This is a genomic window from uncultured Dokdonia sp. (assembly GCF_947492815.1).
In the GTDB taxonomy this organism is placed as follows: domain Bacteria; phylum Bacteroidota; class Bacteroidia; order Flavobacteriales; family Flavobacteriaceae; genus Dokdonia.
Genome location: NZ_CANLOB010000037.1, coordinates 1 through 23,463, shown reverse-complemented (window position 1 = coordinate 23,463; position 23,463 = coordinate 1). Strand labels below are relative to the sequence as shown.

Here is a 23,463-nt window from a genome sequence, read left to right as displayed (position 1 = left end):
AAATATTTTAAAAGACTTATAGCAATGCATTCGTCATGATGGTCTCTATTGTAAAATGATGGTTTTCTAATCCTTTTTCTTTTATCCAATCTAGAAACTTTTGTACATTTTCTAGTTCCATAACTCCCCAATTATCTTCATTGCCAAAACTATCTTTACTTAAAGAGAGACTATTATCTAAATCAATATACGTATGATCCTCTTCAGTGAGTTGCTCTCTAAGTATTTCAATAGCTTCTTTAGGATGGGTTACGGCATACAAATATCCTTGTTTAGTAGCTTCTAAAAAGGAAGTTAATGCGCCTGATTGTGTATGTATGAGTTCAGCACTCGTAGCAATTACTGGAGAATATGAATACGGTATTTGATAGTCTTTCATTTTAAAATAGGTTAGACCGGCCTCCTTGACTCTTGTATCTGCACCTTCCCAATTTAAAAATATCCAAGTAGCATCGTACGTGTTTGTAAGTAATGTATTCCAAATACCTAGTTTTTCTGGATATACGACTTTAATAGTGCCTTCTCCTCCATCATTTTTAATCATTTCTTGCACAATATGGTCTTCATATCGTGCTTTGTAAGAAGCATAAGTAGCCCCATCTAAATGTCTAGGACGTTTTATAACTGTTTCTTTTTTCACAGTAATTGCACTTAAGTCTTCTTTAAAAATAGTTGCAATCGCTTTTAAATCAAATGGTGCTTTTTTTGATTGATAACTTAAGATACTTTCCAAAGGACATAAAGCAAGATCTGCTTCTCCAAGTTCTACTTTCTTTGCGGGAGTTACTTGATAATTATCTTGTCCAGGAGTCGATATTGTAAGGTCTATATCTTCATTTGTGTAAAACCCTTTTCTTTTTGCAATGAAGAAACCTATATGATTTATATTAGGCGTCCAGTCTAATGCTAGGTGAAGTGATCTCATGTTTTTAATGCAAGATACTTCAATCTCAAACATAAAAAAAGGAAAGTGTTATGCTTTCCTTTTTTCTAAAACAGCTTATTGCTTATGAATCTACACCAAATGCATAGTATTGTTTTCCAGGTGTCCCTTCATATATCCCTTCTATCATAACACCTCCTTTTTTACCCTCTAAAGCATCCATAAGCTCATCTACATCTTTCACTTTTCTCCCGTCTATATGTGTAATGATAAACCCTTCTCGTATTTGAGTATCTTTTCTAAGCTTTCCTGCAAATAAGGAAGTGACTTTAACACCACCATCAATATCATTTTCTTTTGCAGTTTTCTTATCTACTTTTTCAAAATCTGCTCCTAGTAAACTAATAAGCGCCTGATGTTCTTTTTTATCTACTTTAGTAGTTCCAGAAGTACTTTCTAATGTTACGGAAATCTCTTTTTCTTTTCCTTTTCTAATGAGTTTTAACATTACTTCATCACCAGGTCGTTTACGTGCAATAAGTTCTTGTAATTGTGGTGATGTATTTACTTTTTTACCATCTACAGCTATGATGACATCATCTACTTCTAATCCTGCCTTGTCTGCTGCTCCATCTTCCTGAATATTGGCAATGTAAACTCCTTGCGATAAATCAATATCTTTTTCTGTTGCAAGGGTGGTATTGAGTGTCGCTATATTAATACCAAGCATTCCTCTTTGTACGACTCCATATTTTAATAAATCTTCTACAACCTTACTTACAATATTACTTGGAACGGCAAATCCATATCCATTATACGTTCCTGTTTTAGAAGCAATCGCTGTATTGATTCCTATTAAATCACCATTAAGATTTACTAGCGCACCTCCACTATTTCCTGGATTTATAGCAGCATCTGTCTGAATAAAGCTTTCTACAGCAAATTTATCTTTATTAATATTGATATTTCTCGCCTTAGCACTTACAATACCGGCTGTTACTGTAGAATTAAGACTAAATGGATTTCCTACAGCTAGCACCCACTCTCCTACATGAACATCATCAGAATTTACGAGAGGCATCACAGTAAGCTCGTCTGCTTTTATTTGTAACAATGCCAGATCTGTAGAAGGGTCTGTACCTACTACGATTGCTTTGTACGTTGTATTATTATGCAATGTTACTTCAATCTCATCGGCATTTTCTATAACATGATTATTTGTAATAATATATCCTTTATTATTGATAACAACACCAGAACCTGTTCCCATAGGCACTAACTGAGGAATTTTAGATTCTTTATTTTGTTCTTGAGGTTTTTCCTGATATGGTTGTTGAAAAAACTGCCCAAAAGGACTATTCCCAAAAAAATCTCTAAATGGATCTGGTAATTGTCTGTATTGATAATTTTTATTAACTGGTGCATATTTTCTTTTGGCTTGAATATGCACTACGGCATCTAATACCTTTTCTGTAGTTTTTGTAAAATCTAAGGGTGTTATTTCTCCATCTGCCTTTGCCGCATATAGTACTTTCTGAGTAGGACTCGTTGTAGCTACTTGTTCTAATTGCACTTCAGGTTTTTCAAAATAATGATATCCACCCATGACTGAAGCACTAATTACCAATGCAATAAGGGCAGAAAATAAATACTCTCTTTTCATTTTTAATTCTTTTTGTGTATAACGAGAAGCTACACTAATCGTGATTATGATTAGTGTAGCTTTATGGCTAATTCTTTATTTTTTTATGATATTTTAATTGTGCGAGCAGGCTTTTGTTTCACTTCCTCTTTTTTAGGTAAGTGTACACTTAATATACCTTCCTGGTATGTTGCCTTGATCTTATTTTCTTCTATAGATTCTGGCAAGGTAAACGTACGTTTAAAAGAAGCATATCCATACTCACGTCTTGTAAAGTTATCTTTACTTTCCTGATGTTCTTTTGTCTTCTCTGATGAAATAGATAAAATTGAATTATCTAAGTCAATATGAAAATCATCTTTATGCATACCTGGTACAGCCATATCTACAAAATAAGCATCGACGGTTTCCCGAATATTTACTTTGGGTAATGTCATACCTGTATTAAAATTAGACATCATTAAAGCTGGTAATTCATTGGAAAACATAGTGTCAATCCATGAAGACCAAGCTGGGAAGTCTTGAAATCTATTTTGATTTGCTGAACTTCCATTTTTTTGAACGGTCATTAATTTGTCCATAATTCGAAATTTAAGTTAAACAAAAAATTATATGTGTTTTTTACCTCTAGCGATCTAAAAAACTTTTCTTTTTAGGAATAGCTACAAATAGTGTAATCATAAGTATTAAAAACCAAGAAGCAAAATACTATCTCCCATCTTATAACTCCATATCATCAAGGAGGCTCCTGTTATTATTGAAAAAAAAAGCAATAAGTCCTAACAACAAAATTACCTGTACCTTTTTCATATAAACTCATTTTTAAGCTATTACAGAACGTGTTGCAAACATCTCTTCTTTGACTGTTTTACCAATTGTAACATGTAGGCAATCGTCTAAAAAATAACTATCCACTAGTCTACTATAGTCAGGGTTAGGAATAGATAAAAAACTTTCTACAAACACTGGAACTTTTATAATTTGTCCAGTATTTACATACTTTTTTTCAGTCATCACTCTTAAATTAAGAATATTATTTTCAAGAGTAATGGCATAATTATGCGCTTTTAGCAATGTTGCTTTTAATCTGATTTTTAAAGCATCGTTCTCAAGCTTCATTTCCATCTCTTTAAGCTTAAATGGTTGCTTTTGGTTTGAATGAGAGATTGGATGCTTACTAAGATTATGTATACTCATAGTACAAATAATTAATAATTAAACAATAACTATCCATGGTTTCAGCGAATATATATTCTGTAAAACACTACTCAAAAAACAAAAAAAATGCCATTCTTATTTTACACGCTTTCGCGAAAGCGGAAACTGAAAAAATGTCAGTTTCATAAAAAAAGGAAAGTGTTATGCTTTCCTTTTCTTCCACTATAAACATCAAAAACCGTATTTACACTGTCATGGAAAACAATTGTGCCTCTGGTTTTTTCGTTGAAGATGCATATCAAAGGGTACACATACTTTCACAAAAAGGTAAATGTATACACACTTATACCCTCGCTGGTATTGCTTTCGCGAAAGCTATCCTTCAGTGTCTCCCTCCATGCTTTTAAAGAAAAGTGGTTCATATCCCAATATGGCACTGTGGGATAGCTTGTATATTATGGACCAGCTACATTATATTTTGAAATAAGTGTACACACGATCGTTAGAAAATAAAATTAATAGCTGCTAGTAAAGAACATATAGAAAGACTTGCGATAGATGCTTTCAAAACAATTTCTGGTTTTTGAACGGTAAGTATAGAAGCTAAAACAGCATTACATAATACGACGACGACAAATAACTGAGCCATTTGTAATAATCCGCTACCGTTTTGAAAAATAGATAATACGGTAATTCCTCCTAAACAAGTTGAAACAATAATTACAGAAGCTGCATATAGTAAAAAGTTCTCTTTCCAATCGGTACTGATTTTTGCATATAGTGCGCTCATAGTGATATGTGTTTTTTAATTACATGTCAAAACTATGATATGATAAGCGCAGAAAAGATGACAAAAGTCATCTTTCAAAAAATAACATATTTCTAATTTGTTAGTTCTCTTTAAAATAAATCACTATGAAAAAATCAAAAATCATCGATTAAAAAGAAACACAACTGTTTTTAACAAATAGAGTGCTCTTATTATTAGGCTTTCACATCACTATAGGAATATTTATTGTTTCTAATCATCATTCTATATTAGAAACTTCTTTGAATGGCATTGTAAGTAATCCAGAACTAACCATATTTATGTTGTTTTTTGGTTTAGCAGGCTCTGGATTATAGGTTCATAGTCTTATAAAAATGATACTGATTTTAAATGCTGAAGAAAGAATTAAACTAAAAAAATCTAAAGGTCACTACAAAAACATAAAATGAATATATCCAAAATGCATAAGAGATATACATACTGTAGAACATATTTCCTGATCATTATAATACTCTTAGTATTCACTACATTGATCACATTGAGAATACCAAGTTAATGCTTACTGTCTTATAACGTATATACAAACCTAAAGGTTACAAATCTTGGTTGAATAAAAGTTTCTGAAGAAAATACAGATACATTATTGGCACTATTTCGTACTTGAGAATCTATATCTAATATATTGGTTGCTTTGATTTCATATTCCCATTTTGCATCTCTATCTTTTCTATACGAGAGTGTCGCGTCCCAATTTTGGAATGACTGGGATTCTCCATTTCCAAGATCTTGATTGGTATAACTATAATTGGTTCGAAAGGTAACAGACTTCCATATATAGGCATCTACTTCAATAGATGGAGCGTTTGTGACAAATGTTGTTTTGCGTCCTCCTTGGATGTTATCTGTTACACTGTAACGATATCTCAAGCTTACATTAGGCGCCACTTTATAGTTGGTTCGAATCCCAGGTGTATAACTTTGTGTGTAGCCTTCATTAAGCGATTGCTGTCCTTGAATAAATTGATTGATTTTACTGTAATTAAAGCTTGTGTTTAAAGTCGCTCTGATCTTGCCAAATGTACGCTGTACTCTACCAAAAATAGTTGCGGTCTCATCTGCAAAGTTGGAGTTAAAAAAGGTACTGGTTCGAATTACATTTTCAAAATTGGTAAGGCTACGTATCTGATCGATATTATTTGAATACGATGCTCTAGCAAAGACATTAGTATAATTAAAGAGGTTAAAGCTACTATAGAACAAGCTTAGATTATGCGATAACGCATTTTGTAGATCTGATTCTCCAAATTGAATATTATTAAAGTTATTTAGGACAAGTCCTTCTGCCAATCTCGTGACATCTGTAAATTGATTACGCATATCATATCGCAATGTTAGCGCTTCACTTTTCTTAAATTGAATTCGGGTTTCAAAATCTGGTAATAGTCTAAAGAAATTATCTTCAAAGGTTTCTCCAAACTGTGTATTCTTATTTCCATAGGCATGTACTGAAAAACCAGGGGTAATAGTAAATTTACCAGTTTTTAATCGATAATGTAATCCTACATATATATCGCTAAAATTGTACTCTGTATTATTTGCTGCACGTCCGTCATTAAATGTTGGTATTGGCGTTATCTGAGAGCCATCTTCTAGGAATTGAAAAATAGTAGAATCAAATTGCTGACGACTTAGAATCGTGCCTAGTGTCACATTAAGATTACTTTTCTGATTCAGGATATTAAAATAATCTAATTTGGCATCTACTTGATTAGATTTTACACGTCTATCTTGTCCTATGTTATAAGCATTTAAAGAAGTGTCTAATCCAAGTGCATCTGCAGTAGTATCAAACGCATCTTCCCCATTAGGGTCATTTGTTAAAATAGCATTGTAAAACGGATCTTCATTTTTGATTAAATGTTGTGCTTCAAAAGAAAAGATATTTGTTTCATTTAATGTGTAGTAATAATTTAGGTTTTGATTAATACTATAAGGGGTTACTTCATCTAGCTGATTTGTAGTTCCAATGACTGATGAAAAAACGTTTTGATTCTGTGTATCGTTAGAGACCCGAGCTAACACATCATAATCTAATTGATTATTAATGTCAGGTTGGTAGGATGCGCTTAATTTCAGTAATCCTTGATTAGAACGTTCTCTACTAGATTGCTCCGTAGCCTCATCTGGAATACCCAAACTAGGATCTGTATATTGTATTAAGCTGGTTTCTCTGGAAAGAATACGACTGCTATTATAAATGAGGAATCCACTTAGATCTAACGCTTTATTAGGAGAATAACTAAAGTTTCCTGTAGCTAATTTATTTTCTATTTCCAGTGCATTTCCTTGTGTTGTTAAGAAGTTAAGACTATTATCCCCAAGGTTTACATTTGTTCCGCTACTTCTACTGGGCGATCGAAAGCCTCCTCCAAAATTCCGAATATCACGTCGTGTTAATGCTGCTTCTCCTGTATTATTAAGATCACCAATAAAATTGAGACTATATTTCGGACTATAATAAAACAATTTTGGTTGTACTAAATAGAGTTCATTATCTGGAGAAGTTCCTGCGCCTGCTGTGATATTACCAAACCAGAAGTTTTCTTTCCCTTCTTTGAGTTTAATATTTAGCGCTACATTATCTTGATTATTAGTCACACCTCTTAATTGATTTACTTCTGAATAATTACGAAGCACTTGTACCTTATCAACAGCTTTAGATGGGATATTTTTTGTAGCTAATTTGGTATCTCCATCAAAGAAATCTTTTCCATTTACCATTAATTTACTAACGACCTTTCCTTCTACCTCAATCTGACCATCTTCATTAATTTCTACACCGGGAAGTTTTTCTAATACATCTTCTAGTTTTCGTTCAGATCCATTTTTAAACGAATCTGCATTATATACTAAGGTATCCCCTTTTACAGTTACTGGCATTTCATAGGTAAGCTCAACTTCATCTAAAGAATTATCAAATACCAAGCTATAGTTTCTGGTCAACCCACTTTCTTTTATATCAAGTATTTCTTCAGAAGTTTTCATACCTATATAACTCACTTGGATTTTATAGGTAGTGTTAGGACTTAATTCTAATGTATACTCTCCATTGACATTAGTCACGCTAAAAGATTCTAATCCTGTTGTTGCTTGATTTATTGCAATAACATTGGCTAATTCTAATGGAGTATTTAAGCTATCTGTAACAACGCCTTTCAATTCAACTTGAGCATAAGAAGTACTTGCTACAAGAAATAGTAGCGTATAGTAAAGATATTTCATACGTATGAGTTGCTTACTTTATTTGGTAGTGATTTTGAAAATCAATATTAGCCTCTTCTTCGACCTCTATTGTTTCTCATTTCTTTCATCTTTCCAGTGATGGTCTCTTTATAAGCACCTTTGGTAATTTCTTTTCCTTTACTAGGCGCCTCAATTTTGACAGTTTCTTTAGGATTCATCACAATTTTAGAACATAATAATGTTGTATTCCCTGCGCTCACTTCTAAGATTAATCCTGGTAGTCCCCAGTATTCACCAGGTCCATGTCCTACAGGAACTTGAGGAGTATACCATGCTTCAACTTCCGTCATATTGACTTCTGGAGTGTTTGCATCAGCATCTGCTAAGTCTGATTCTTTGGGTGTTGCTTGTCGTAATTCACCCCAAGAAAAATCGTACCAAGTCAACTCTGCAGTTGGAATTGAAGCAGTTGCTTTAAAGCACATATATTGTCCAATTTGCTTTGATTCTGTGCCCATTTTCCAATCTATTGCTTGTAATTTATCTTTTACTAGGAATTGCTTTCCATAAAACTCTTGGCTTTGTACTAAAGCGTTTTCCTTGACATTTTTATATTGTCTCCCTTGTGTGAAATTTTGTCCCCAAGAATCTGTTGCCCCAGACATAGCATCTAGCTTATCTTCTTCTACAAATAAAGATTCTTCTTTATTGAAACTAAGTATATATGTTTTCTCTAATCTGTTCTTAAGTCTTGCTTGGACATCTTTTTTCTGAGCTTCACTTAATCTTGCTCCCCAACTACCAAGTTCCATGGTAGATTTAGAAGAATAATACGCTTGGCCCTGAAATTCTTGAAATTCGGAGGTGATAGTTGTTTCAGTTGGCAGAACTGATAATACTATTAGCAATGCCAATGTGCTAATTTTAAGGATAACTAATTTCATGATAGTGGTTAAAGTTAATTTTGTTTAACTAATTTAATGAAATACTAAACAATTTAGTTACGTTTACCAAAACATTAACATTAGCTCAAACCTGAAAACTGTCATTTTCATGCTACCAATGCAGTTCTTTTTATCAGATTAATACTCCTTAAACCAGTTAAAATGCGTTTCCATAATCATTGATTTACTTTCATTAATATGTGCTGTAAAATTCTTAGCTATGGACGAGAGATTTTTAGAACTTAGCCATATAAGATTCCAATTGGTTACTATTGGTAAATCTTTTACAGGAATGATCTGCAAGTCTCCATTATTTAGTTCATTTTTAATACCTATAAGTGGCATTATAGAAAAACCTAACCCAGCAACTACTGCTTGTTTAACAGCTTCATTTGAAGTTAACTCCATTTTTTTATAGGTAGATATTTTATTAGAAGCTATAAATCGTTCCATGGCATTACGGGTAGCAGATCCTTGTTCTCTATAGATAAGTGGTAATTGCTCAAATATTTTTGGAGTTAAATTTTTACCAATATGTTTGTATTGTTTGCCACCTACAAGATGTAATTTATTCTCCATAAGCTGAATACGATCTATCTTAAGGTTTTTAGGAATGGTAGAAACCATAGCAAAGTCTACATCATTATTCTCTAAAGAACGTACCACTTCCGCCTTATTAGTCACATCCATTACTAAATCTACACCTACATGCTGCTTCATGAAATCAGCCAAAAAGTAAGGCATTGCATATTTTGCTGTAGATACGATAGCTATTTTTAATTTACCCGCTAATTCTCCCTGAAAAGAAAGTGCTTTATAATTGAGCGAATGCACCTCTTCAAGAATTTTTGTAGTAGCTTTTGCAATCTCTTCACCAAACTCGGTGATATAAATCTTCCTGCCAACTACTTCAAATAAAGGATTTTGAAATTGATCTTGAAACTTTTTTAATTGAATAGATACTGCAGGTTGTGTCAAAAATAATTCTTCAGAGGCCTTTGTAACACTCTTAAGTTCTACAATTTTATAAAAGATCTCTAATTGATGTAATGTATAATTCATAACTAATGCTTATCTATTTTATAATAAATATAAATAAAAATTTATGAAATTGATACGTAATCTTTGCAAAAACAAAAACGTATTACACTATGAAATTTCAAAATAACAAAAAACATCAAGTAAAAATTAGCACGTTAGAAACTTCTAAAAAAAGACATTCTTATAGTACTATAAGTAAAGTAACTATCCTACTTTTTTTTAGTTTCTTCATAGGACTCTCAGTGATCAACAACTATCTCTTTCTTACAGAAATCTTAATCGCAACAAGCATCATATGTATGCTTCTATCAGTTAAAAAAGCTAGTAATTAATTACATACAACACATCAAAAGAATGGATTTACATTTATTATTTGATAATTTAACAAACCCAGCATTACTATTCTTCTTTTTAGGAATTATTGCTGTGCAACTAAAGAGTGATTTAAACATCCCCGGAAACTCTTCAAAGTTTATATCACTTTATTTACTTCTATGTATTGGTTTTAAAGGAGGCCAGGAATTAGCACATAGTACATTTAATAGTGAAATCTTATGGTCTTTACTATTCGGCATGCTTCTCGCAATAGTCATTCCTTTTTATACATTTTTTATCTTAAGAAAAAAGTTTTCTTTAGAAAACTCAGGAGCTATTGCTGCAGCATATGGATCTGTAAGCGCCGTTACCTTCGTCACTACTATTTCTTTTCTTGAAATGGAACAAATTGCTTTTAATGGCCACATGGTTGCCGTGATGGCACTTATGGAAGCGCCTTCTATCATGGTAGGACTATTACTCATCACCATATTTGCAAAAAATAAAAAAGACGATAGAGTCCCCATGAAAAAAGTACTACATCACGCCTTAACAAATGGAAGTGTTTTACTCATTATAGGAAGTTTAATTATAGGCTTCTTAACTAGCGAAGCACAAGCAGAGGGTATAAAACCATTCACTACAGATATATTTAAAGGGTTTTTAGCTGTATTTCTATTAGATATGGGAATTACTAGTGGACGAAAATTATCTGATCTTATAAAGAAAGGTTGGTTTGCCTTCATATTTGCTATTGTTATTCCAATCATAAATGGATGTGCTGTTGCAATAATAAGTGGCTGGTTTATAGAAAGTGAAGGTAATAGACTTCTATTTGCAATACTAGCAGCTAGCGCATCCTACATTGCTGTACCTGCTGCCATGAAACTTGCAGCACCAAAAGCAAATCCTAGTTTATATATTCCTATGGCATTAGCTATTACATTTCCCTTTAATATTACCTTAGGAATGCCTTTATATTTATGTCTGATACAATAATCATAAATATAATTAATACCAATCATTAAATATATAAATAAAAATATATGCGTAATTAGTTAGACATTTGTAACATAAAATAATAACATAGTATAAAATAGATATTTTATGAATACGCTAGTATCATCTCCAGAAGTAGCAAAAGACAAACATCAAATTAATTTAATAGATGGATGTTTTACAGCATCAGAAGCACAGGAAATTTTAACTCCTATGATTGCAAAAAAAATAAATTTCCACCAAGTAAAGCGCATGTCCCTTTATGAAACAGATCATAGTGATTCTTGCACATCTGATAGAAATAGAATTGTAGAACTTGAAGAAGCAAAAATCAAAGCTGAAGATATCTTTTTACAAGCAAAGCTTGAAGGAAAGAAAATAAAAATGGAAAGTATTATCCAAATCACACTTGAAGATTAATTAAGCATAATCTCACTCAAGCCTTATTCTATATATAATTTAGTTTAGTTTAAAATAGTATATAAAGTAACAACTGGTACTTCGTACTTTATATATGTTTTATTATTCAAAAATAGCGATCCCAAACTGGTCGCTATTTTTTATTTCAAGTAAGTCAAAACAAACAGATTCACTAAATACTCAGTTAATTGCAAAAATATTCTCTACTTGTTATTTCATTAAAAAAAAATCCTAAACACCGTATTATTTAAAAAAAGTTCTACATTTGTACTATGATTACTTCAAAAAATAAAACACATATAGTATATATCGCCCCCCCTGTGCGACGCCGACGCTAATTCTATATAGCCAGCCGCATACTATTATTCTGTTTTTATTTTTTTATCGTGTACCATTTAAATTTCAAATCATACAACTACCAAATAGCTATTCCAAAAAATAGCCAGGATGTTGCACGTCCCTTTTTCCGCCGCCGCCCGTAAGGGTGTACTTCTATTTATAGAACTTAGGTGAGTCCGGTTCTTCTTTTCAAAATTCGATACAATACATTTTAACTTTTTAAATCATCAACAATGAAAATCATTATTGCTGATCAAACACATACAGCATATGCGCAAGTCATATGCGACACGATAGAAAAGGCTGCGCAAACACGAGGAACAGGTATCGCTAGACGAAAGCCTGAATATATCATTTCAAAAATGGAAAAAGGAAATGCTGTGATCGCTCTAGATAAAAATAAATTTGCAGGTTTTTGCTACATAGAAACTTGGAGTCATGGAAAGTTTGTTGCAAACTCTGGTTTAATTGTTCATCCTGATTATAGAGGACAGGGACTTGCTAAAAAAATTAAGCAATGCGTTTTTGAACATTCAAGAACTAAATTTCCTAATGCAAAAATATTTAGTATTACCACAGGACTTGCTGTAATGAAACTAAATAGTAACCTAGGATATACGCCTGTTACTTTTTCTGAACTCACAAAAGATCAAACCTTTTGGGATGGTTGTCAAACCTGCAAAAACTTCGATGTTTTAAAACGTACACAACAATCCATGTGCCTATGTACAGGGATGTTATACGACCCACATACCAAATCAAATACAACACCTAAAAAAATCACAACGAAAGCTTTTACCAGATTAAAAAGCATCAAACAATCATTGTTTTTAAAAAACAAAAAGAAATGAATACATCAAAAAAAATAGTATTAGCCTATAGTGGAGGTTTAGACACATCGTATTGCGCCGTTCATTTATCAAAAGAAAAAGGTTTTGAAGTGCATGCCGTAAGTGTAAACACTGGTGGTTTTACAAATAAAGAAATTAATATGATAGAGAATACTGCGTATACATTAGGTGTAACAACCTATAAAAATATAGATGCGATTACCTCTTTCTACCAAAAAGTAATAAAATATTTGATTTTCGGAAATGTCTTAAAAAACAATACCTATCCATTATCAGTGAGTGCTGAACGTATTATTCAAGCTATTGAAATTATTGAATATGCAAAAAATATTAATGCAACTTATATAGCACATGGAAGCACTGGTGCAGGTAATGACCAAGTGCGTTTTGATATGATTTTTCAAACGCTTGCGCCAGAAATTGAAATCATAACCCCTATAAGAGATCAGCAGCTTTCTAGACAAGAAGAAATTGAATACCTCAAAAGCCATGATGTAGATATCCCTTGGGAGAAAGCAAAATACTCTATTAACAAAGGTCTCTGGGGAACAAGCGTTGGAGGTGAAGAAACATTAACCTCAGAACTGGGTTTACCTGAATCAGCCTTTCCTTCCCAACTTACTAAAGAAGGAAAAGAAAAAGTAGTTCTCACCTTTGATCAGGGGGAACTCATAGCCATTAATGGAAACCAACAAACTCCTGAAAAAAACATTGAAACCCTACAAAACCTAGCAGCTCCTTACGCTATAGGAAGAGACATCCATGTAGGTGACACTATTGTTGGAATCAAAGGGCGTGTCGGGTTTGAGGCTGCAGCAGCCTTGATTAGTATCAAGGCGCATCACTTATTAGAAAAACACACCCTTACCAAGTGGCAATTACAACATAAAGAATACCTCTCTAATTTCTATGGAATGCATTTACACGAAGGCCAATACCTCGATCCTGTGATGAGAGATATCGAAGCCTTCCTAACAAATAGCCAAGAAAAAGTTTCAGGAGATGTCATGGTGATCCTTCAGCCATATCACTTTTTCTTAGAAGGTATTAGTTCTAAGAATGACTTGATGTGCTCAAAATTTGGAAGCTATGGTGAAATGAACACACAATGGACTGCCCAAGATGCTAAAGGATTTATAAAAATTAATGGAAATCAGAATAAGATATACCAACAAATACACGCAACATCATGATAAAAGCAGGAATCATAGGAGGTGCAGGATACACTGCAGGAGAACTTATAAGAACCTTAGTACATCATCCTAAAGTACAGATTGATTTTGTTTTCAGTACTTCTAATGCAGGTAACCCTATACATCACATACATCAGGACGTAATAGGCACTATAGATATGCTATTTACAGACACCATCAATCCTAATGTAGCTGTTGTATTTCTCTGTTTAGGACATGGAAAATCTAAAGAGTTCTTAGAAAAGCATTCCTTTTCAAAAGACACGAAGATCATTGATTTAAGTAATGATTTTAGGCTTTCTGAGGAAGCAACATATAAAGAGAAAAAGTTTATATATGGTTTACCAGAAGTAAACAAAAAAGCGATACAACAAGCTCAATATATTGCAAATCCAGGATGTTTTGCGACTGCTATTCAACTGGCCCTAATGCCGCTTGCAGCTCATAAACTATTGACAAAAGACATTCACATCAATGCCGTAACAGGAGCAACAGGGGCAGGTGTATCGCTTTCTAAAACAACACATTTCACTTGGAGGGATAATAACTTTTCTCATTACAAAGCTTTTAACCATCAACATTTAGGAGAAATACAACAAACTATGCATCAATTACAGGATGACTTTTCTTCAGAAATTCATTTCATTCCTAACAGAGGGAATTTTTCAAGAGGCATTTTCGCGACAGCGTACACCCATTTTAAAGGAACACTAAAAGAAGCTATCGCTTTATATAAAACGTACTATCATGAGGCGCCTTTTACTATAGTATCTGATGAGAATATTCATTTAAAACAAGTGGTAAATACCAATAAATGCATCCTTCATTTAGAAAAACATCAGCACAAATTATTAATCACAAGCGTCCTTGACAATTTATTAAAAGGCGCCTCTGGACAAGCCATTCAAAATATGAATTTAGCCTTTGGTCTTATGGAAACAGACGGCCTAAACTTAAAAGGATCAAATTTTTAAACAAATTACTTATGAAAATAGCCATTATAGGAACAGGGAATTTAGGGAAATCTATTGCAAAAGGATTAGTAAGTAATCAAGATATAGACACCTTATATCTCACCAAAAGAAATCTAAAAGATCTTAAAGAATTTGAAGACAACAAACATATTGTCATTACCCAAGACAATGTCTTTGCCATTCAACAATCTGAAATAGTCATCGTTGCTGTTCAACCTGCTCAAATAGAGCAATTATTAATAGACGCAAAGACAGTACTTACCGAGAAACATATCATTATCTCTACGATTACTGGTTTTTCCATAGCGAACATAGAAGATATTATTGGCAAGCAACAAGCCATCATTAGAGCCATGCCTAATACAGCGATTGCTGTTGGAAAATCGATGACATGCTTATGTGGGAATGCGCAAGGAGAACAACGCATTAAAACAGCAGCAATTATTTTTAATGAACTAGGACATACGCTTCAAATTCCTGAATCCCAAATGCAAGCCGCTACGGTAGTTTGTGCAAGTGGTATTGCCTTTTGGATGCGTTTGATAAGAGCCACAACACAAGCGGCTATTCAATTAGGATTTGATGCTAAAGAAGCGCAAGAACTTGCTATGTATACAAGTGAAGGAGCTGCCAGTTTATTGATTCAAAATAAACAGCATCCAGAACAAGAAATAGACAGAGTGACCACACCAAAAGGATGTACCATTGAAGGTCTCAATGAAATGGAACATAAAGGATTGAGCTCTTCACTCATTCAAGGCATGGTAGCCTCATTCACTAAAATCAATACGATCAAAAAAGAACAGTTATGAGTTTATTTAATGTATACCCTTTATTTGATATCACACCTACACATGCACAAGACGTATTTGTGTATGATTCAAATCACATCAAATATTTAGACCTGTATGGTGGCCATGCGGTGATTTCTATTGGTCACTCGCACCCACATTATGTAAAACGTATTAGTGAGCAATTACAGAAAATAGGATTTTATAGTAATTCTGTCCAAAACCCGCTACAGCAAGAATTAGCAAACAAACTAGGCGCTCTTTCTCAATGTGAGGAATATCAATTATTTCTCTGTAATTCTGGAGCTGAAGCCAATGAAAACGCATTAAAACTAGCTTCTTTTTACACTGGAAAAGAGAAAATACTCGCATTTAAAAATTCATTTCATGGGCGAACTTCTGCTGCAGTAGCTGCTACAGATAACCCTAAGATTATTGCTCCTATCAATGCTCAACAAGAAGTTGATTTTGTAGATCTGGGAGATATCTATCAGGTTGAAACAATTCTTAAACAAAAGAAAACCTGTGCCGTGATTATAGAATGTATTCAAGGTGTTGGAGGTCTGGATGAAATGCCTACGGCGTTTTATACCGCTGTCGCGAAACTTTGTGAAGAACATAACACCTTACTCATTGCAGATGAAGTACAATCAGGCTTTGGAAGAACAGGCGATTTCTTTGCTTTTCAAAAACACAAGATCACACCAGACATTATCTCTATGGCAAAAGGAATGGGGAATGGCTTTCCCATTGGAGGCATTTTAATTCACCCGAATTTAAAACCATCTTTTGGTATGTTAGGAACGACGTTTGGAGGAAATCATTTAGCATGTGTAGCTTCTTTAGCTGTACTAGAAGTTATAAAAATTCAAAGCTTGTTAGTACATGCTCAAAAAATTGCTCATTATTTTATAGAAAAAGCGCAAACACTTCCAAAACTTAAAACGGTAAAAGGTCGCGGACTCATGCTCGGATTAGTGTTTGATTTTCCTATTGCCGAATTACGCAAAACACTTATACACAAACATCACATATTTACTGGGAATTCCAAAAATCCAAATCTATTACGAATTCTTCCGCCTTTAACCGTACAGAAAGAACACATAGATCAATTTATAGACGCATTAGAAAAAGAATTATGAAAAACTATATAGATATCTCTGACATAGAAAATCTCCCCAAAATCATTCAAGAAGCGATTTCCTTAAAAAAAGATCCGTTTCAGCATGATCATCTAGGAAAACATAAAACCTTAGTAATGTTATTTTTTAATTCCAGTTTACGTACCCGATTAAGCACTGAAAAAGCAGCGAAAAATCTAGGAATGGATGTGATGATCTTAAATATAAACAACACATGGAATCTAGAATTTAAAGATGGTACCATTATGAATTTACAAACTGCCGAACATATAAAGGAAGCTGCTCAAGTAATCTCTCAGTATGCAGATATTATTGCTGTAAGAGCGTTTCCTGGATTAAAAAATAAAGAAGAAGATGCGGCTGACCATGTCATTCATAGTTTTAAAAAGTATGCAACGGTTCCTATTGTCAATATGGAGAGTGCAACCGCACATCCATTACAAGCACTTACAGATGCGATTACTATCACTGAAATCACAACTAAAAAGAAACCAAAGGTTGTATTATCATGGGCGCCTCACCCTAAAGCACTCCCGCATGCCGTTGCAAATTCTTTTATAAAAACAATGCAGTCTTTAGAAGTAGATTTTTCTATCACACATCCCGAAGGGTATGATTTATCTCCTAAGATTATTAAAAACACTGTTGTTTCTTATAATCAAAAAGAAGCCTTAAAAGACGCAGATATTGTGTATGTAAAAAATTGGAGTAGTTATGACACCTATGGACAAGTACTAAACCAAGATCCAAACTGGATGATTACCAAAGATAAAATAGGAGATGCTTCTTGTATGCATTGTCTTCCTGTTCGTAGAAATATAGTGATAGAGGGTGCCGTTTTAGACAGCAAAAATGCTATTGTTATTGAACAAGCAAACAATAGAACGTATGCTGCTCAGATCGTATTAAAAAAACTATTAGAAAACCAATAACATGCAAACACTTAAAATTGTAAAAATAGGAGGCGCTATTATTAATGATTCCAAAAAGCTAGCTACTTTTTTAGAAAAGTTCGCTGCGTTAAACGAACCAAAAATACTAGTACATGGGGGCGGAAAAATAGCCACTTCCCTAGCCCACCAAATGAATATAGAAGTTAATATGCATGAAGGGAGACGTATCACTAATGCAGATACCTTAGAGATTATTACCATGGCGTATGCCGGCAAAATCAATAAAAATATTGTAGCTAGTTTACAAGCATATCATTGCAATGCTATCGGATTTTCTGGTGCCGATGGCAATACAATTATTGCCAACAAAAGACCTATTCAAAAAATTGATTATGGATTTGTAGGCGATATAAAAAAGGTACATACAACAGTAGTAGATCTTCTAATTACACATAAAATTACACCCATTTTTTGCGCCATTACACATGATGCACAAGGACAATTATTAAACACAAATGCAGATACTATTGCCTCAGAACTAGCCATTGCTTTTTCAAAAAAATACAAAGTGGAATTATACTACTGTTTTGAGAAGAAAGGTGTTTTAAGATCTATTGAAGATGAAGATACTATCATTGAGACTATAACTGAGACCAATTATAAATCTCTTATTGACGAAGGAATTATTACAGCAGGCATGATTCCTAAAATAGACAATTGTTTTCATGCCATTAAACATAAAGTACACAAAGTATGCATTGGTCTAACAGACATGCTATTTAACCCAACATTCACCCACACATCTATACAACAATGATGACTTTAGAACAGATCACGACAAATGCCATCAGACTTCTCAAAAAATTAATTGAGACACCTTCATTTTCTGGAAAAGAAGATCATACTGCGGCACTTATTATAGAATGGTTTACGAGATACAAGATCCCATATAAAAGAGAAAATCATAATATCTGGGCTACTAATAAAAGCTTTCGCGAAAGCAAACCAAGTCTCTTACTTAATTCACATCATGATACTGTGCAACCCAACAAAGGATATACAAAAGATCCTTTTATGGCAATGGTAGAAGATGGAAAATTATACGGATTAGGAAGTAATGATGCAGGAGGCGCATTGGTTTCTTTGCTTGCTACATTTACCTATTACTATCACAGAGAAGACCTTAATTACAACTTGGTTTTTGTTGCTTCCGGAGAAGAAGAAAATAGTGGTCCAAAAGGATTGCATAGCATCTTAGATATCATTCCTAAAATAGATGTTGCTATCGTAGGAGAACCTACAGGCATGCATCTTGCCATCGCCGAAAAAGGACTGGTCGTTTTTGATGCTATTGTAGCAGGTACTGCAAGTCATGCAGCACACCCTAATGATAATAATGCTATTTATAACACCATTGAAGTATTGGATTGGTTTCAAAAGTACACCTTTCAAAAAACTTCAGAAGTATTGGGTGATGTGAAGATGACAGTGACGCAAATCAATGCAGGAGTACAACACAATGCTGTTCCTGCAGAAGTAGCTTTGGTCATTGATGTACGTGTCAATGATGCCTATTCTAACCAAGAGATTGCAACGCTTTTAGAAAAAGAAGCACCCTGTGATCGTATAACGCCTCGTGGTTTACGATTAAACTCGTCTTCTATTTCATCAGAGCATTCACTTGTAAAAGCAGGTATTTCTCTGGGTAGGAATACCTATGGATCGCCTACGTTATCCGATCAGGCGGTACTGAAATGCCCTTCTTTAAAATTAGGCCCTGGAGATAGTAAACGCTCTCATACCGCAGATGAGTTTATTTACATTTCAGAAATTGAAGAAGCTATTCAACTATATACTGCTTTATTAGAAAAAGCGATTACATAGATTATTAAATTACTGAGTACGCTTTCGCGAAAGCGTATACAACAGACATCAAACTAGAAAGAAATTACGCTACACGAGTAGTAACAATACACTAAAAAATAATACTATGAAACTTTGGGATAAAGGATTTACAATAGACCAACAAATAGAAAAATTTACGGTAGGAAATGACAGAGAAATTGATCTCCATATTGCTATATATGATCTAAAGGCTTCACTAGCACATGCAAAAATGCTTGCTGCAATTGACATTATTTCTTTGGAGGAATTACAACAACTTGAAGAAGGTTTGCAGGCATTAGCAACACAAATTGAAGAAGGTACATTTGTCATAGAATCACAGTTTGAAGATGTACATTCTAAAATAGAATATGAGCTTACACTAGCGTATGGAGATGTGGGTAAAAAAATCCATACAGCACGTTCAAGAAATGATCAAGTTTTAGTGGCTTTACAATTGTTCTACAAAGATTATTTGCAAGCGATAATCTCAAAAACAAACACCTTTTTTGATACGTTACTAACGCTAGCTGAAACTCATAAAGATGTTATTATTCCTGGATATACCCATTTACAGGTTGCAATGCCTTCTTCTTTTGGTTTATGGTTTTCTGGATATGCAGAGGTATTGATAGACGATGTATATATGCTAAATGCTGCATTAAAAACCGTAGATCAAAACCCATTAGGATCGGCTGCTGGTTATGGGAGTTCATTCCCTATTGACAGGGAATTTACAACAAAGGAATTAAATTTTTCTACACTCAAATACAATGTTATTTCGGCACAATTAAGCAGAGGAAAAAATGAACGTACCATTGCCAGTGCGTTGGGAGGATTATGTAATACCCTAGGAAGATTTGCGATGGATATTTGCTTATACATGAGTCAAAATTTTGGTTTTATATCTTTTCCTGATCAGTTTACAACAGGCAGTAGTATTATGCCACACAAGAAAAATCCTGATGTCTTTGAACTCATTAGAGGGAAGTGCAATAAAATCCAAAGTTTACATACAGAAATGTTATTAATCACTAACAATCTACCAAGTGGATATCACAGAGATTTTCAGCTTCTAAAAGAAAATAGCATTACTGCTTTTCAAGAAGTGAAGGAGGTTTTAGATATTTTTAATTATGCAATACAACAAATAATCATAAAAGACATTGATCTTCAAGATGAAAAATATCAGCATTTATTTACGGTAGATAGTATTAATACTTTAGTTATGAATGGTCATTCTTTTAGGGATGCATATCAACAAATCGGATCTCAGGTACAAGCTGGAACCTATAGTCCTGAATCTGCAAAATCACATACGCATATGGGTAGTATGGGAAATTTATGTTTGGATAAGATTCAGCAGAAGATGGATGAAACTAGTATATGAAAAAAAGGCTGTCTAAAAAGCAACTTAAGACGTCATTATGAATTCATTTCAGTTTGACGATGGTTACATCTTTTTAGACAGCCTCTTTCTTATTTTATAAATGCGAACGAATCCTACTACATCTTATAAAACTAATTTCTAAACCTTATTTTGATTTAGACATTACTTTCATAAAGGCTTTCAGTTTATTAGCTTCAATTTCTGTAGGTGTTTGTTCATCTACAATAAGAGAAACATTTCCACTAAACACATGACTTAAATACAACGGAGATCGTATGGTATCACTTCCTGTATCTGGAGCACCACGATGACAACTAAAACAGTTTATAAGGTTTGAAGCATCTGTAATTTTATCATGAGTGGTTTGATATGTTTGCGTATATGTTTCCATTGTAACATTTGCAGAAGCTAATGATCCTCTTGCCATAGACCCTGGTGTTGCATCTTTAATATGTCTATATAATTTAACAATAGTATCTGCTTGTTGTGTTGTTGTTAAGCCATCCATATTTAACCAAATAGCTCCATCGTATTGGTAATTTTGCCAAACGTCATTTTCGCTTTTTAAATTAGCAGAAACACACATATTAAGGCTATCTATCTTATGATAGTTATCTGGTTCTGATTGGCTAGTTTTCACATAATCATTAGGGCCACTTCCTGTAACAGCTACACCATACTTAAATAACCCAAAGGCTTGATTTGCTGCTACTGGTTTTCCATCTTTCCATCGTATTCCATTAACATCTGAGGCTGTTCCTTTTTCAAAAATTAATGTATTCTCATCTGAACTCACGGTATTAGAATCAAAATCAAATATGGGTGCTAAGGTATTATGTTCGAAGGTAGCCCATATAAATTCTGGGTGATTAATAACTACACCTACAACATGCATTCCTAATAAAGCTACTTGTTCATTAACAACAGAACCGTCTTTTTGTGTAACAGCCGCCATGGTTGTGTAATAATCATTTTTAGCTATATCTGCACTTGGTAAAGATGTTACTGGAACCCAAGAAACTTTCGTCTCTAAAGATCCTATTGGGAAGGTCGCATTATTATTTCTAGATAATGTACCATTCTTTATACTATCCACATATTTCGTAATCGCAGTTTCTAATATAGCATTTACATGAATAGAATAATAAACTGTATCAGAAGTTTTACCATCGGCACTGTAGCCTGGGATTGTTTGTAACACTCCATCAAGCCCTGCTTGATTGATACTAGATAACGCAACAGAAGTTCCTGCAGGAATCGTAACCGTTTCCATTTGGTTTGTCACTTGTTTCAACTCATTTAGGAATAGTGGTTTTCCATTTCTTTGAGTTTTCGTTAACCATAAAAACTTTTGGAATGACCATTGTTGAAACATACAATTGGTCGTGTTTTCTGTGTCAAAAGGGCTTCCTATCCCTTCTTCAGGTGCAGGCGTTTGCGAATGTGGAAACCAGTCTGTTTCACAATCACAAGGAGCCGATGTTGAGGTAGCGACCGCTAAGTCACTGTATGTGTTCAGTTTTGATTCTGGTATTGCTTTTTCTTGTGTCTTTTTATCACAGGCACTAAAAGAAAGTAATACAACCCCTAGGGCTAGTATACTTTTTAAAATAATCGATTTAAATTTCATTGATTTGCAATTAAATGGTTATAGTTTCATTTTCAGGGTATTACAAAATTAACAAAACTTTCACAATCTCAATTACGTAGAAATACTTGGTTTTGGAATTAATACGTCTGTTGTAAAGTAAAAAGTATTGGTTTTTAGTAATTAACAAAGAGATTACATTAAGAAAAATGGTGATACAGTCCTTATTTTCACTTATAATACAACTAAAACACACAATGGAATCTCTATTAGTCTTTGCATCTATTACCTTTTCAAGTTATACCAAATGGATTTTACAATGAGCCTATAACATTTGAACTACAGGGTGTTTAGATGAACAAAAAAGTAAAAATCACATAAAACAAAAAATCAGAAAACATATCTTTATTTCGAGTATCAATATTTACTTAAAAAAGGATACAGATTATTAGAAAATGGATTAATGATAAAGAATTAAGATAATTGGAAGGAAATAATAACCCAATATAGTTTTAAACTAAAAAAATAAATGATAGTAAAATCATTTTGCATAATGAAAAAGTGATAATTTCATTTATACTAGATGTAGATTCTAGAATGGGATATATTATAGAGAATAAGCATACAGGAATTATTTATGATGAAATATCCTTACACATGTTCAAAAACATTCCTATGATTTATAATTCATATAATAAAGAAGATTATCCTTTAACAAAAGACGAATGGTTTGATTTACTAACAGAAGATGATTACAGAGCTATTTGTTTAATAGATTTCCCTATAATTAGAGATGAAATTATAACAAAATGACCAGAGTTAATAGCTGGTGATTTTAGTAGAGAAAAAGAATATATTGAGTGGTTTGAGTGGAAAGGACAAGAAAAAAACAAAAGAAAAAGCTTTGATGAATTGACCTATAAAAACGGATCATTCCTAAAAGTTGTGTGTGAATTAAAATAGAAGTTGGATTTTTGTAAAAAAAAATGGAACTGTCCTTAGAC

At 33.3% G+C, this 23,463-nt stretch carries 22 protein-coding genes; 13 read left to right on the top strand and 9 right to left on the bottom strand.

The genetic code is table 11. The features are described 5' to 3' along the window. Positions 1 to 16: 16 nt before the first annotated feature. The 5 genes from Q1A01_RS21900 to Q1A01_RS21880 all read right to left on the bottom strand — a co-directional run bounded on the left by Q1A01_RS21900 (position 17) and on the right by Q1A01_RS21880 (position 4,473). Positions 17 to 925, bottom strand: coding sequence for an ABC transporter substrate-binding protein (locus Q1A01_RS21900; protein WP_299685154.1), 909 nt, complete (start codon positions 923 to 925; stop codon positions 17 to 19). An 82-nt stretch (positions 926 to 1,007) separates the two neighbouring features. Then, on the bottom strand, positions 1,008 to 2,546 hold the full coding sequence (locus tag Q1A01_RS21895; RefSeq protein ID WP_299685153.1) for a Do family serine endopeptidase: 1,539 nt from the start codon (positions 2,544 to 2,546) through the stop codon (positions 1,008 to 1,010). 83 nt (positions 2,547 to 2,629) lie between these two features. Next, positions 2,630 to 3,106: an Hsp20/alpha crystallin family protein gene (locus tag Q1A01_RS21890; RefSeq protein ID WP_299685151.1), complete on the bottom strand. Its 477-nt coding sequence runs from the start codon at positions 3,104 to 3,106 to the stop codon at positions 2,630 to 2,632. 241 nt (positions 3,107 to 3,347) lie between these two features. Then, entirely contained in the window at positions 3,348 to 3,722 is a 375-nt protein-coding gene (locus Q1A01_RS21885; RefSeq protein WP_299685149.1) for a hypothetical protein, read from the bottom strand. Positions 3,723 to 4,185: 463 nt separating this feature from the next. Then, complete coding sequence (locus Q1A01_RS21880; protein ID WP_299685147.1) at positions 4,186 to 4,473, bottom strand: hypothetical protein; 288 nt, start codon at positions 4,471 to 4,473, stop codon at positions 4,186 to 4,188. Positions 4,474 to 4,655: 182 nt separating this feature from the next. Here Q1A01_RS21880 and Q1A01_RS21875 point away from each other — a divergent pair, with 182 nt between their 5' ends. After that, a complete protein-coding gene (locus Q1A01_RS21875) occupies positions 4,656 to 4,808 on the top strand; it encodes a hypothetical protein (protein WP_299685145.1) in 153 nt (50 codons plus the stop codon). A gap of 211 nt (positions 4,809 to 5,019) precedes the next feature. Here Q1A01_RS21875 and Q1A01_RS21870 read toward each other — a convergent pair whose 3' ends face one another. The 3 genes from Q1A01_RS21870 to Q1A01_RS21860 form a co-directional block, all read right to left on the bottom strand. Beyond that, positions 5,020 to 7,734 carry a carboxypeptidase regulatory-like domain-containing protein gene (locus tag Q1A01_RS21870; RefSeq protein ID WP_299685143.1) on the bottom strand — a complete coding sequence of 905 codons (2,715 nt, stop codon included), beginning with the start codon at positions 7,732 to 7,734 and terminating at the stop codon, positions 5,020 to 5,022. 47 nt (positions 7,735 to 7,781) lie between these two features. Continuing rightward, positions 7,782 to 8,639: a GLPGLI family protein gene (locus Q1A01_RS21865; RefSeq protein ID WP_299685141.1), complete on the bottom strand. Its 858-nt coding sequence runs from the start codon at positions 8,637 to 8,639 to the stop codon at positions 7,782 to 7,784. A gap of 138 nt (positions 8,640 to 8,777) precedes the next feature. Next, positions 8,778 to 9,701: a LysR family transcriptional regulator gene (locus tag Q1A01_RS21860; RefSeq protein ID WP_299685138.1), complete on the bottom strand. Its 924-nt coding sequence runs from the start codon at positions 9,699 to 9,701 to the stop codon at positions 8,778 to 8,780. 333 nt (positions 9,702 to 10,034) lie between these two features. Here Q1A01_RS21860 and Q1A01_RS21855 point away from each other — a divergent pair, with 333 nt between their 5' ends. The 11 genes from Q1A01_RS21855 to argH all read left to right on the top strand — a co-directional run bounded on the left by Q1A01_RS21855 (position 10,035) and on the right by argH (position 20,871). Continuing rightward, the gene (locus Q1A01_RS21855; RefSeq protein WP_299685136.1) at positions 10,035 to 10,994 is read left to right on the top strand and encodes a sodium-dependent bicarbonate transport family permease; all 960 of its coding nucleotides are present in this window, start codon (positions 10,035 to 10,037) and stop codon (positions 10,992 to 10,994) included. Between the two features lie 108 nt (positions 10,995 to 11,102). Then, on the top strand, positions 11,103 to 11,414 hold the full coding sequence (locus Q1A01_RS21850) for a hypothetical protein (RefSeq protein WP_299685134.1): 312 nt from the start codon (positions 11,103 to 11,105) through the stop codon (positions 11,412 to 11,414). 572 nt (positions 11,415 to 11,986) lie between these two features. Next, the gene (locus tag Q1A01_RS21845; RefSeq protein WP_299685132.1) at positions 11,987 to 12,604 is read left to right on the top strand and encodes a GNAT family N-acetyltransferase; all 618 of its coding nucleotides are present in this window, start codon (positions 11,987 to 11,989) and stop codon (positions 12,602 to 12,604) included. Next, on the top strand, positions 12,601 to 13,797 hold the full coding sequence (locus tag Q1A01_RS21840; RefSeq protein ID WP_299685130.1) for an argininosuccinate synthase domain-containing protein: 1,197 nt from the start codon (positions 12,601 to 12,603) through the stop codon (positions 13,795 to 13,797). Before Q1A01_RS21845 ends, Q1A01_RS21840 begins: the two co-directional genes overlap by 4 nt. Further along, complete coding sequence (gene argC / locus Q1A01_RS21835; RefSeq protein ID WP_299685128.1) at positions 13,794 to 14,771, top strand: N-acetyl-gamma-glutamyl-phosphate reductase; 978 nt, start codon at positions 13,794 to 13,796, stop codon at positions 14,769 to 14,771. The genes Q1A01_RS21840 and argC overlap by 4 nt, the downstream gene beginning before the upstream one ends. A gap of 11 nt (positions 14,772 to 14,782) precedes the next feature. Continuing rightward, the gene (gene proC, locus Q1A01_RS21830) at positions 14,783 to 15,583 is read left to right on the top strand and encodes a pyrroline-5-carboxylate reductase (protein WP_299685126.1); all 801 of its coding nucleotides are present in this window, start codon (positions 14,783 to 14,785) and stop codon (positions 15,581 to 15,583) included. Continuing rightward, complete coding sequence (locus tag Q1A01_RS21825) at positions 15,580 to 16,704, top strand: aminotransferase class III-fold pyridoxal phosphate-dependent enzyme (RefSeq protein ID WP_299685124.1); 1,125 nt, start codon at positions 15,580 to 15,582, stop codon at positions 16,702 to 16,704. Before proC ends, Q1A01_RS21825 begins: the two co-directional genes overlap by 4 nt. Continuing rightward, complete coding sequence (locus Q1A01_RS21820; protein ID WP_299685122.1) at positions 16,701 to 17,636, top strand: acetylornithine carbamoyltransferase; 936 nt, start codon at positions 16,701 to 16,703, stop codon at positions 17,634 to 17,636. The genes Q1A01_RS21825 and Q1A01_RS21820 overlap by 4 nt, the downstream gene beginning before the upstream one ends. 1 nt (position 17,637) lies before the next feature. After that, positions 17,638 to 18,414 (top strand): acetylglutamate kinase, encoded by a 777-nt coding sequence (argB, locus tag Q1A01_RS21815; RefSeq protein ID WP_299685120.1) that lies wholly within the window; start codon positions 17,638 to 17,640, stop codon positions 18,412 to 18,414. After that, positions 18,414 to 19,481 (top strand): M20/M25/M40 family metallo-hydrolase, encoded by a 1,068-nt coding sequence (locus tag Q1A01_RS21810; RefSeq protein ID WP_299685175.1) that lies wholly within the window; start codon positions 18,414 to 18,416, stop codon positions 19,479 to 19,481. The genes argB and Q1A01_RS21810 overlap by 1 nt, the downstream gene beginning before the upstream one ends. 106 nt (positions 19,482 to 19,587) lie before the next feature. Further along, positions 19,588 to 20,871, top strand: a complete 1,284-nt coding sequence (argH, locus tag Q1A01_RS21805) for an argininosuccinate lyase (RefSeq protein ID WP_299685118.1) — start codon at positions 19,588 to 19,590, stop codon at positions 20,869 to 20,871. Positions 20,872 to 21,016: 145 nt separating this feature from the next. Here the strand turns inward: argH and Q1A01_RS21800 are convergent, their stop codons facing one another. Further along, on the bottom strand, positions 21,017 to 22,501 hold the full coding sequence (locus Q1A01_RS21800) for a hypothetical protein (protein WP_299685116.1): 1,485 nt from the start codon (positions 22,499 to 22,501) through the stop codon (positions 21,017 to 21,019). A 519-nt stretch (positions 22,502 to 23,020) separates the two neighbouring features. Here Q1A01_RS21800 and Q1A01_RS21795 point away from each other — a divergent pair. Continuing rightward, entirely contained in the window at positions 23,021 to 23,272 is a 252-nt protein-coding gene (locus Q1A01_RS21795) for a hypothetical protein (protein ID WP_299685114.1), read from the top strand. Positions 23,273 to 23,463 lie beyond the last annotated feature (191 nt).